Annotated in this window: 9 protein-coding genes; 7 read left to right on the top strand and 2 right to left on the bottom strand. The window is 34.7% G+C overall.

Annotation, left to right across the window (positions count from 1 at the left end; translation table 11 throughout):
* Positions 1–204 precede the first annotated feature (204 nt).
* Positions 205–1,719, top strand: coding sequence for a Do family serine endopeptidase (locus tag PXC01_RS01040; protein ID WP_276470522.1), 1,515 nt, complete (start codon positions 205–207; stop codon positions 1,717–1,719).
* 78 nt (positions 1,720–1,797) lie between these two features.
* On the top strand, positions 1,798–2,571 hold the full coding sequence (locus tag PXC01_RS01035) for a patatin-like phospholipase family protein (RefSeq protein ID WP_276470521.1): 774 nt from the start codon (positions 1,798–1,800) through the stop codon (positions 2,569–2,571).
* A gap of 4 nt (positions 2,572–2,575) precedes the next feature.
* On the opposite strand, the gene PXC01_RS01030 is transcribed toward PXC01_RS01035, so the two are convergent.
* Complete coding sequence (locus PXC01_RS01030; protein WP_276470520.1) at positions 2,576–4,423, bottom strand: SLC13 family permease; 1,848 nt, start codon at positions 4,421–4,423, stop codon at positions 2,576–2,578.
* A gap of 159 nt (positions 4,424–4,582) precedes the next feature.
* Positions 4,583–5,632: a ferredoxin--NADP reductase gene (locus PXC01_RS01025; protein ID WP_276470519.1), complete on the bottom strand. Its 1,050-nt coding sequence runs from the start codon at positions 5,630–5,632 to the stop codon at positions 4,583–4,585.
* A 455-nt stretch (positions 5,633–6,087) separates the two neighbouring features.
* Between PXC01_RS01025 and PXC01_RS01020 the strand changes: the two genes are divergently transcribed.
* The 5 genes from PXC01_RS01020 to porW all read left to right on the top strand — a co-directional run bounded on the left by PXC01_RS01020 (position 6,088) and on the right by porW (position 12,646).
* The gene (locus tag PXC01_RS01020; RefSeq protein WP_276470518.1) at positions 6,088–6,426 is read left to right on the top strand and encodes a PadR family transcriptional regulator; all 339 of its coding nucleotides are present in this window, start codon (positions 6,088–6,090) and stop codon (positions 6,424–6,426) included.
* A gap of 5 nt (positions 6,427–6,431) precedes the next feature.
* Positions 6,432–7,073 carry a hypothetical protein gene (locus PXC01_RS01015; protein WP_276470517.1) on the top strand — a complete coding sequence of 214 codons (642 nt, stop codon included), beginning with the start codon at positions 6,432–6,434 and terminating at the stop codon, positions 7,071–7,073.
* 246 nt (positions 7,074–7,319) lie between these two features.
* Positions 7,320–8,789 carry a DUF5687 family protein gene (locus PXC01_RS01010; RefSeq protein WP_276470516.1) on the top strand — a complete coding sequence of 490 codons (1,470 nt, stop codon included), beginning with the start codon at positions 7,320–7,322 and terminating at the stop codon, positions 8,787–8,789.
* 216 nt (positions 8,790–9,005) lie between these two features.
* The gene (locus PXC01_RS01005; protein ID WP_276470515.1) at positions 9,006–9,725 is read left to right on the top strand and encodes an ABC transporter ATP-binding protein; all 720 of its coding nucleotides are present in this window, start codon (positions 9,006–9,008) and stop codon (positions 9,723–9,725) included.
* 410 nt (positions 9,726–10,135) lie between these two features.
* A complete protein-coding gene (porW, locus tag PXC01_RS01000; protein WP_420828578.1) occupies positions 10,136–12,646 on the top strand; it encodes a type IX secretion system periplasmic lipoprotein PorW/SprE in 2,511 nt (836 codons plus the stop codon).

Genomic DNA, 12,646 nt, shown 5'->3' with positions numbered 1-12,646 from the left:
AAAGCCTATAAACAAGCTATAATATCAGTTGATGAGCATAATTTTTATGCTTCAAGTACTATAATTTTAAGGTTACAGACCACTTAGTCTAAAAAATCCCTTAAAATTTCAAAAACTTTTAAATTTTTTTTAGCAATGACATGGCTATACATGGCATAGCTATTGACACTAGGCAGTTAGAAGAATATTAAAAATTATATACATATGAAATCAAACACAAATTCTAGAGGAGCTTGGAAGGTTTACTTCTTCTCAGCTATTATTGCCCTTGCCGTAAGTTACGGGGTAATTCATTTCAACAAAAAAGATGTAAAAGAGTCTAGCGGTGTAACAGTGGTAGAATCTATACCCGGGGCACAGGCATTATATACCAAAGACAACGATGGTAATATTAAACCATTGGATTTTACAGAAACTTCAGAGAAAGTTTTAGATGCCGTTGTACACATTAAATCTACACAAACGGGATCATCATATCAAAATCAAGGTGCTCGTGAACTGCCTGATCCGTTCAAAGAGTTTTTTGGTGATATGTTCAAGGGGCAGTCTCCACAAGGATCCTCATCTAGACCTAGAGTAGGTACGGGATCTGGCGTGATCATCAATGATCAAGGATATATTGTTACCAATAACCACGTCATTGACAATGCGGATGAAGTTGAGGTAACCCTGTATAATAATCAATCGTACAAGGCAACGGTAATAGGTACGGATCCTACTACAGATTTGGCGCTATTACAGATCAAAGCAGATAATTTAAAAACCATGTCTTTGGTAAATTCCGATGATGTTGAAGTAGGTGAGTGGGTATTGGCCGTTGGTAATCCTTTAGGGTTGAACTCTACGGTTACTGCAGGTATCGTTAGTGCCAAAGCAAGAAGTATACATATAAATACCGATAAGTTTGCGGTAGAGAGTTTTATTCAGACAGATGCTGCCATTAACCCAGGCAACAGTGGGGGTGCATTAGTAAATTTAGACGGAAACCTAGTAGGGATCAATACGGCCATTGCAAGTACTACGGGTACGTATACAGGATACGGATTTGCAGTCCCTAGTAATATTGTTACCAAAGTAGTAGAAGACCTGTTAAAATTCGGTAATGTGCAACGTGGTATGTTAGGGGTAACCATTAGAACTATGGATAGCAACTTGGCAAAAGAAAAAGATGTTGATTTTACCAAAGGTGTTTGGGTAGAGCAAGTTGGTGAGGATAGTGGTGCAGATTTGGCAGGAATGGAATCTGGTGATATTATCGTAAGCGTTGACGGAAAGGAAACGGCAACATCACCTAGACTTCAAGAAATTATTGCCGGTAAAAGACCAGGTGATAAGGTTACAATAGTGGTAAATAGAAACGGAAAGGAAAAGGAGTTTGAGGTTGAGTTACATAATTCTCAAGGTGGGACCAATTTTATCAAGAAAGAAAAGAAAGAGGTATTTAACCTTTTAGGAGCGGATTTTGAGAATGTGGATAAGGAAATCGCTAAAAAACTGAAAATAGATGGCGGTGTTAAGGTTTCTAAACTTTACCCGGGTAAAATTAAGAAGGAAACACAAATGCGAGAAGGGTTTATCATAACACATATAGACGGTAAGCGTGTCAATGATATTGAAGATGTAGCCACTGTTTTGGAAAACAAAAAAGGCGGAGTAATGTTAGAGGGCGTTTATGAAGACGGAAGTAAATATTATTATGCCTTCGGATTGGATTCTTAGTCCGTATTTATGATTAATTTTATGCCAAGCGAATAATAGTATTCGCTTGGCATTTTTTTTGAAATTAATTTTAGATAGATGCAAATAGGTTCTAAGTCCATAGGTTTGGTACTTTCGGGCGGAGGTATTAGAGGCATGGCGCATATAGGTGTGATCAAGGCAATGCAAGAATTCGGTCTTGAGGCTAATGTGGTTTCAGGTAGTAGTATAGGTGCCTTGGTAGGTGCTTTGTATGCTGCGGATAAGCCCGTAGAAGACATGCTTCGGTTTTTTAAGGAAACGCCACTCTTTAAGTATAATTACTTTGCGGTTGCCAAACCCGGTTTGCTCAATAGTGAAAGTTATATTACTTCTTTTAAACAGTACTTTCCAGATGATAGTTTTGCGGCCTTAAATAGGGAACTACATGTAGTAGCAACCAATTTACAGAAAGGTGAAGAGTTGTTTATTCATGAAGGGGAGCTTATAAAGCCCTTATTGGCCTCCGCTGCATTACCACCTGTTTTCAGTCCTGTGGAATATAATGGAGAATTATATGCAGATGGTGGGATCATGAACAACTTTCCTTCTGAACCGGTTTTGCCCAAGGTAGATTTTGTTATTGGAAGTAATGTATCCGTCGTATCTCAATTGGAGAAAAAGCACTTAAACAACTCATTTCAATTAACGGGCAGGGTTACCGGTTTGATGATTTACGCCATTAACCGACAAAAGATCAATAATTGTCATTTGGTGCTTGAATCTAAAGAATTGGAACATATTGGCTTGTTAGATAGAAGGGGTATAGAAAAAGCCTACGCCATTGGCTATGAAGCTGCTGTTAAAAAGTTCGAGGAGGTATTTACCAAATAGTTGATTACAACATTGCACTTAAAAGTAAGGTGCCCACGATCCAAAGCACTACGGATATAACCCCGCCGATTACTAAAAAGTGTTTGAATTTATAAATTCCCATACTGTAGATAAGCGCATTTGTTTGATATCCTAAGGGAGTAAAGAAACTGAAATTTGCCGCAAACATTACACAAAGAATAAATGGCTTGGGATCAAGACTTAATCCGCTGGCCAATGAAATCCCAATAGGTGCCATTATAATTGCCGTAGCATTGTTTGATACTACACTACTTAGTATCATGGTCGTTAAAAACAACAATCCGATAATGAATATAGGTTGCTCACCGGACATTAATGCCAACAGTTCTTCCGTGATCCATGTATCTGCCTTGGCATTGCTCATTGCTATACCTAGTGGTATCATACCTGCCAATAAGAAAATAATTTGCCAATTGATCTTCTCATAAATACGATTTAACTCTACGCACTTAAAAAGGAGCATAGCTAAGGTTCCTGTAATTACACTTGTCATTACTTCAAAAACTCCGGTAGCTGCCATGGCAATGGTGGCAATTAATATAAGGATGGATAAGTTTCTTTTAAACGGCGTGGCAGGTGCACGACCTTCATATTGGTTTAATACCGCTAGATTATTGCTGTTTTCAAAATTAGATACGTACTCGGGCTTGGTTTGTATCAATAATCGATCTCCTACATGAAGCTTTGTAAACTCATGATTGCTTTGATGTAAGCGGTTCTGAAGAATACGTAGCTTCTTTCGCTTGTTTACCGCTAAAGGGATTGCCCTTGGTATCAACATGGTTTTTAATTCAGATAAGTTTCTGCCTAAAAATTTAGAACCGGGTAACAGCAATAATTCTAACAAAAGGCTTTCATCATCTTCCTCATTATTTTCATCATTCTTTACTTGGGCATCACTAACTTTTTTGATTTGGGTATTTTTAGTGGATGTAAAATGGTCTTTGTCTTCCGAATCCACTTCAAAATAACCTTCGGCACGCATTTTTTGAAGGTTTTCCAAACTACAGTGCAGAAGAATTACATCATTAGGTTGAATTAACAAATCATGATTCAATAAGTTTTGGTCAAAGCCTTTTCGTGTTAGTCGCAAAACGGTAATGTCAATTTCTTTGAACATGAAACTTTCACCTATTGGTTTATTTACCAAAGGAGAATCACTTTCTACCGTCACCGTCAAGAGATATCGATCAAGGTCATAATTATCTGAAAGTTTACCAGTGTCTTTTGGCAAAAACCGATAAAAAAGGGCAATAATTCCCATTGAAATTCCTAAAAAAACAATGCCGGTCAATGTAAATTCAAAGAAACCCAATTTTTCACCGGTATACCTTGCGGCTATATTGCTTACCAAAAGGTTGGTAGATGTTCCCATTAGGGTACAACTGCCCCCTAAAATACTTGCAAAAGAAATAGGTAATAACAATTTGCCTGGGGGTAACTGATATTTTTCGCGCAGTTCTGCAACAATTTTAATAAACACAATGACCACGGCAGTAGAGCTTACAAAGGCAGAAATACTTCCCGCAATCAGCATAATAGCGACCATGGCCAGGACAACCGGCCAGTTCTTAAGCACCTTTAAGCCTTTTGCGAGATAAGATATGGCTCCATTTTCTTCAAGTCCGATTGCTAAGATCATTAGACAAAGAATGGTGATTACGGCTTTGTTAGAAAATCCGCTGACGGCTTCTTGGGGTGAAACCAAGCCGGTCAATAGTAATGCGGCAATAATGCAGAAAGCGATTTTATCCATCGGAAAAACCTCAAAAGCAAATAAAATTATAACTACCGCAATGATGATAAAAACACCAATGATTTCTATAGACATACCTTTAGCGAATTGAAAATACTATTAAAGATATTTCAACCCCTTAAAAACAATAACGCAATCCAATTTAATTTTGCCTTTGAAAAGGTAGACCGGGAAATAAAAAAACGCCATTACTATATTATAATAATGGCGTTTTATAATTATACTAATATAGATTTATACATCATCAAAATCTACCTTTATTGTAGGTGTGGTGGCATGCGCTTGACAGGTTAAAATAAATCCGTCCGCAATTTCTTTATCGGTCAAAATTTGGTTCATGACCATTTCAGCATTTCCTTCGGTTACTTTGGCTATACAGCTGCTACATACTCCGCCTTGGCAAGAATATGGTGCATCAATATTTTCTTTAAGAACAGCATCAAGAATTATGGTTTTTTTGTCCATCGTAAACTGAAATTCTTCATCATCAACAAGTACGGTAACTGCTGTTTGACCATCGGCCTGTATAGGTAGTTCCTCTTTTATTTCAGTGGGTGTAAAAAGTTCAAAACGGATTTTATCCTTATCAACTTCATTATCTATTAAAGTATCTTGTACCAAACGGATCATCTCCTCTGGTCCACATAAATAGTATCCATCAAAATCAACGTCCTTATGCTTGTTCAATAGTGCATAATTTACGGTTGAGGTATCTATTCTACCAAATAAAGCCTTGTCTTCACGAGTTTGACTATTGGTAAAGTACACAAAAAACCGATTGGCATATTCTAATTCCAATTTCACCAAATCTGTATAGAACATAGTCTCTTCGTAAGATTTGTTTCCGTAAACCAAAACAAATGTATTCTTTGGGTTACTGTCTAAAACAGACTTTACAATACTCATAATAGGGGTTATACCACTACCTGCTGCAAATGCGGCAATGTTCTGTACCTCTTTTGTTCTTTTAAAAACAAAACGACCTTCTGGTTCCATAACCTCTAAAGTATCGCCTACCTTTAATTGTGAGTTGGCGTAATTGGAGAATCCGCCATTGTCTACTTTTTTAATTCCAATGGTGATACCATCCTTGTCCGTAGATGAACTAATAGAATATGCTCTTCTAAGTTCTTTGCCCTTTATTTCTTTTTTTATGGTGATATACTGACCCGCCGTAAAGGTGAAAGTCTGTGCCAATTCTTTAGGAATTGAAAATGTAACGGCAACAGATGTTGGCGTTAATTTCTTAATATGTTTTACCGTTAATGGGTGAAATTGCGACATATGTTCATTTCTTTAAATCGATCTACAAAATTAAGCATGCTTTTGCGATATCATATGACATTTGTCAAAAAAGTAGGTTTTGTTAATTTTTGTTTAACTTTTAAGATTATATAATTGGTTTTATTTTGCTAGTGCTCGTCTGTGACGAGTACCGTACCAATTAAGTACAAGTATACAATATCAATAAAATATAATTTCCACACTGAACCCATTCTAGCGTTAACTAACTAATGACATACAGTGGAGGTCAGTAGTTCCAAACTGAAGGGAGTGGGGATAAAGAACTAGCAATTTCTTTTTTAGATAAAGCACTTTTAGAAACTTCAAATACCTTAGAAAGGATTTTTTTGACGGGTAAGAAAGATACTTTTTTCTAAAAAACAAATAGAATACTTATATATAATATTCTTATGCATAAGAAAATTATGTATATTTCTGCTTTAGTTTAAACAACAATGGCAAATTCCAAATTATATAAAGGCAGTTTAAATACCATCATTCTTAAATTATTAGATGAAGGCGAAAAAATGTATGGTTACGAAATTACCCAAAAGGTAAAAGAGATAACAAAAGGGGAATTAAAAATTACCGAAGGTGCTCTTTATCCTGCACTGCACAAATTAGAAGCAGAAGGTTTATTAGATGTTGAGGTTAAAAAGGTTGATAATAGGTTGCGCAAGTATTACAAACTTACGGATCAAGGTGTTAGAGAAAAGACCAATCGATTAGCAGAACTTGAAGAGTTCATTAGAAATATGGAACAATTAGTCAACCCTAAATGGAGTATTAATTAATTTTTATGAAGTTAGCACAAGAACAATTGGACTTTATTAGTAGTTACTTATGTAAAAAAGAATTGGTTCAAATTGATTTAAAAATGGAGGTTTTAGATCATATGGCTAATTCAATTGAAAAAAGAATTGAAACATATGGCGATACTTTTTCGGATGCTTTTAACGCTGAGGCTCTAATTTGGGAAAGAGAACTTTCAAATAGTACTAATCCAATCATCGGTTTTTTATACTCTGGACCAAAAATGTTGATTGATAAATGTGCAAGAAAACTTAAGTTTTTTTATTTATATACTTCTGTAGTAGCCTTATTCTTTACAATATTTTTTGGTTTTATTCTAAAGGACTTAAATTCAAATATTGTTTTTGAGTTTTTAAGATATTTATATGGATGTGTTTTCACCATAATATTATCCGTTATTGTTATTATCCATTTCGCAATAAAAAAAACGCAAATTAAATCCTCATTTAGTTTTTTATACAAAACTCAAGCTGTGGGGTTTGCTTTTTTTTACTTGATATATAATCCTCTTTTTTTAGATATACTTGGTCTATTTAAGAATGGAAATTTTACATATATTTCGTTTTTGATTTACAATGCAATGCTATTTTTTCTCCTATTTATTTCTTTATTTATAAGGAACATTTAAGAGTATTAGAAAAATTTAGCCACCTTAAAATTGCAGATTTATAGATAAATCCATCATGCATTTAGGTAGCTCTAAAATTTCATCGGCATAAGATTTAGTACATTACTATTAAGTATTTCTATCTAATTTTATAATAAAAAGACAATATTTCTTATGGAATTTAAATAGTTTAAGAATATATGTAAAACATCTTGTAACAAATTCAAGATTTTTCTTACTTATATCCTGAATCCTAAAACCAACCGAATGTTTAAACGATTTTCTTCCTTACAATGGAAATCTTTTTTTAGATCCTCTAATCTTGGTAAAAGTCTAGGAATAAAAATAGTAATGGGATTTTTCGGAGTTTACATGCTACTTTCACTCGCTGTTGCCGGTGGTGGAATGTACTTTCTTTTAAAAGAAATATTCCCAGATCAAAGCCCTATGTGGACTATAAGCCAGTATTTCATTTACTGGATTTTAATGGAATTATTCTTAAGGTATTTCATGCAGAAATTACCGGTGATGGATATAAAACCATTCTTGACCACACCGGTAAAGAAAAGCACCATTGCACATTATATCTTAGGTAGATCTGCCGCATCTATATATAATTTATTGACGCTATTTTTTATAGTTCCGTTTGCAATAGTGTTACTATTTAATGGCTACCCTGTACTCAATGTTTTACTTTGGATAGTGGGTATTATAGGTATTGTTTTGAGTATAAATTACGTAAACTTGTTAGTAAATAAGAATGATAAGGTCCTTATTGGAATAGGTAGTATTCTTGTCTTAGGTTACGGATTGGACTATTTTGGAGTGTTCTCTATAAAAGAGTTTTTTGCTCCTGTTTTTCATGCACTTTACGCATATCCAATTACGGTTTTGATACCTATTGCGTTTGCAGTCGCTATGTACTATGTAAATTATAAATACTTAAAAAATAAAATTTACCTAGATGCAAAGCTCAAAGCAAAATCGGTACAGGCAAATACCTCAGATTTAGCTTGGACCAAACGCTTTGGCGAAATGGGCTCTTTTCTTCAGTTAGATCTTAAAATGATTTGGAGAAATAAAAGAACCAAGTCACAAGTGTATATTTCGTTATTGTTTGTCTTTTACGGTCTGGTATTCTATACCCAGGAGATATATAGTAGCATGATGCCTATGAAAGCCTTTGTGGGTATATTTATGACAGGTATTTTCTTAAGTAATTTTGGTCAGTTTATTCCGGCTTGGGATAGTAGTTACTATAGTATGATGATGTCGCAAAACATACCTATGCGAAAGTATCTGGAGTCAAAGGTTTCACTAATTACAGTGAGCATTGTAGCTATGTTTTTATTGACGATACCCTACGTTTACTTTGGTTGGGATGCCTTGGCAATTAATTTTGGATGTGCCTTATACAACTTGGGTGTAAACATACCCGTCATATTATATTTTGGTTCATTTAATAAGAAAAGGATCGAGTTAGATCAAAGTCCGTTTGGTAATATGCAGGGTGCAAGTGCTACCCAGTTTTTGGTTATGCTTCCGGTATTAATTGTACCGATCATTATATTCTCCATCTTTTACTACATCTTTAGTTTAGAAGTGGCAGTAGGAGTATTATCTGTTCTAGGCATCATCGGTTTTGCCATGAAGAATCACTTGTTAGGTTTAATTACGGAGCAATACAAGAAAAAGAAATATGGAATGATTGCAGGTTTTAAAGAAAAGGCGAGTTGATTGATAAGTACCGAGTATTAAGTAATAAGTACAAAGAAAAAAGCTTATTTAGGAAAACTTAAAGAATTCAGTAAGGAATATAAAGTTGCAGGAATAAGTAAATTAAATGTCGGCTAATTGTTAATAAGCTATTCAGACAGATAAATTGGATTTATTTCTTTTAACCAATAACGAACTAAAAGGCTGCTGAGCATAGCCAAAGTAAATAACACGATTATGATTACAATAGAAAATTTATCAAAAATATACGGTGCACAACAAGTATTGAATATAGAGAACCTAGAAATACCAACAGGACAAAGCTTTGGATTGGTAGGAAATAACGGCGCGGGTAAAACTACGCTGTTTAGTTTGTTGCTAGACTTAATACAACCAACTACAGGTCATATTATCAATAATGAAGTTCAAGTAAACACCAGTGAAAATTGGAAACCGTTTACATCTTCCTTTATTGATGAAACCTTTTTGATCGGGTATTTGACTCCCGAAGAATATTTTTATTTCATAGGGGACCTACGTGGGCAAAATAAAGCCGATGTAGACGCGCTTTTAGCACAGTATCAGGACTTTTTCCATGGCGAAATATTAGGTCAGAAAAAGTACTTGAGGGATTTATCTAAGGGAAACCAGAAGAAAGCAGGTATAGTGGCCTCTTTTATTGGCAACCCCAAAGTGGTGATTCTAGATGAACCTTTTGCCAATTTAGATCCAACAACGCAGATTCGCCTTAAGCAGATTATTAAAGATCTGGCTGCACAGCAAGATGTAACGGTATTGGTTTCTAGTCATGATCTAATTCATGTAACCGAAGTATGTGAGCGTATTGTTGTACTTAGCAAAGGTGAGGTGGTCAAAGACATTGAAACATCTGCCGAGACTTTAAAAGAATTAGAAGTTTTCTTTGGGTCTGAAAAGACTGAGGTAGTTGTTGAATAATTTAAAAATATATGTCCGTTTAGAGCGCAGTTAAGAACTACATATGGTATAATTTAACTGGTTTTAAATAAAACGTACTATAGTTAGTGTAAAAACTTAAAACCGACCATTAGGTCGGTTTTTCTTTTCTAAGTTTTAACCCAAGTAAGATAAAATCCGACGAAGTTGCATTTGATCAGATTATCTGCAGTAAACTCAAAAGCTCGTGATCATTTTAATATAAAACAAACTATATGGTCGGTAAAAATTTGGTTTTGCGGTTCATAAATGGTGACACGACTTAAAAATAAATATGCAGTTTACCGATAAACGGTATAATAATCTGGTTGTTTTTAAGTTAAACATACATACGTAGATTATCTATTTTGAATCTTAGAAACAAACTTATTTTATCCGGTGTTTTAACGAGTATGCTTTTTAATGCATGTTCCGTTAAGAAAGACAAGTTCGTAAACCGAAATTGGCACGCGCTCAATACCAAATACAACACCTTGTATAATGGTAACATTGCTTTTGAACAAGGGCGAGAAACGTTGAACGATACTTATCAAGATGATTATTTTGAAGTTTTGCCCATAGAACGTTTAGAAGTTAGCGGCGAAATAAAATTAGATTCAGAAGACAACAATCCTAATTTTCTTATTGCAGAAGAAAAAGCTACAAAGGCTATTCAAAAGCATAGTATGGATATTAAGGATGAAGAACGCAACCCTCAAATAGATGAGGCTTTTCTATTGTTAGGTAAAGCTCGTTATTTTGATGAACGCTACATTCCTGCATTGGAATCCTTCAATTACATTCTCAATAAATATTCGGAAAGTGATAAGCTTAATGAAGCAAGTATTTGGCGAGAAAAGGTAAATATTAGGTTAGAGAATGATGATTTAGCGATAAAAAATTTAAAACGCTTAATGAAATATGAGCGTTTAAAAGATCAAGAATATGCAGATGCAAGGGCAATGTTGGCACAAGCCTATATAAATCTTAATGCTCCGGATACTGCGGTTCAAAACCTAAAAATTGCATCGCATTACACAAAAAAGAATCCTGAAAAAGGAAGGTACTATTATATTATTGGTCAGTTGTACAATCAGTTGGGTTATAGGGACAGTGCCAATTATGCTTTTGATAAGGTGATCGAGTTGAATAGAAAGTCCCCTAGGATTTATATGATCAACGCCAAAATCGAAAAATTAAAGAATACCCAGGTCACTGGTGAGAATAAAGAAGAAATCTTGGAATATTTAACCAAGATGGAGCTAAATAGGGAGAACAGACCTTACTTAGATGGCATTTATAGGCAATTGGCAGAGTTTTACTTAGAACAAGAATCCGATAGTTTGGCAATATTGTATTTCAACAAATCGCTCAGAGCATCGCAAAACAAGCCAAAATTGAATGCGCTCAACTATGAGAATTTAGCAGAATATAATTTTGATGAAAGTATCTATAAGCCCGCAGGTGCCTATTATGATAGCGTATTGACCAACCTTGACGAGAATACCAAGAAATTTAGGGCAATCAAGAAAAAAAGGGATAACCTTGAAGATGTTATTAAGTACGAAGACATTGTGCATTATACTGATAGTGTAATTACGGTTTACCAAATGCCAAAAGATGAGCAATTGGCATATTTTGGTAAACATATTGAAGAGCTACAAAAAGCTAAGGAAGCTGCGCAGAAAAAAGAGAAGGAAAGAATTACAGATGGTTTTGCTGCTTTTAACAACAGCAAGGGCGGTAAAGAGAATAAGGGTAAATTCTATTTCTATAACATTACTAGTTTGGGCTATGGTCAAAACGACTTCAAAAACCGTTGGGGCAATAGAGAATTGACAGATGATTGGCGATGGTCTGATAAATCGGTTATCAATAGTGAGAATATCGCACTACAGAATGCATCCGGTGTTAACGATAGTTTAAGTGTGGTTAGTGAGGATGAGAAATTCTCGTTAGACTATTACATGGATCGTTTACCTACAGATGTTGCTATAATTGATAGCTTAAAGACAGAACGTAATTTTGCCAATTATCAATTGGGGTTGATATATAAGGAGAAGTTCAATGAGAATCTTTTGGCTGCTGCCAAATTAGAAAACGTATTGGCAAGCAATGCAGAAGAGCGTTTAATTCTTCCTTCAAAATATAATCTTTATAAAATATACGAAGAAGTAGATAGTCCTTTGAAAGAGACGATGAAGGCAGATATTATTGCCAATCATTCAGATTCTAGATACGCTGAAATACTGTTAAACCCTCAAGCGGTTCTTGCAGATAGTTCAGATAGTCCAGAGAAACGCTATGAAAGTTTATTTAAACAATATAATGAACAGCAGTACTTACAGGTAATTACTGGCGCAGAAGAAAATATCAATAAATTTACAGGTGATCCAATTGTTCCAAAGTTTGAAATGTTGAAGGCAAATGCCATTGGTAGGCTGCAAGGTTTTAAGCCCTTTAAAGAAGCATTGAATTATGTGGCGTTGACGTATCCTAATAATCCTGAAGGAAAAAAAGCCGAGCAAATGATTGCAGAGCAACTACCGAAGTTGGAACAGAAAGAGTTTTCACCAGAGACAGATTCTAAAGGAACATCGAACTGGAAAGTAGTCTTTCCGTTTAAAAGAAGTAAAACGGAACAAGCTATAAAATTGATGGAATTGTTAGAGCAATCTATTATAGACTTGAAATATAAAAATATTGTTTCTAGGGATATTTATAACCTAGAAGATCAATTTGTAGTCGTACACGGATTTAAATCTAAAGATTTTGCCCTTGGGTATGCCGAGCTGCTAAAAAATAATAAGGATTACCGTGTGGCTGATGAGAATTTTGTAGTTTTATCAGAGAACTATAAGATTGTACAAGTTCATAAAAATTTAAACGAATATAGAAGTACGCTTTTAACCCCAAAACCGTGA

The organism is Maribacter huludaoensis (genome assembly GCF_029350945.1).
GTDB lineage: Bacteria > Bacteroidota > Bacteroidia > Flavobacteriales > Flavobacteriaceae > Maribacter > Maribacter huludaoensis.
The sequence above is the reverse complement of the archived record's forward strand: the minus strand, read 5'-3'. Positions and strand labels throughout refer to the sequence as shown.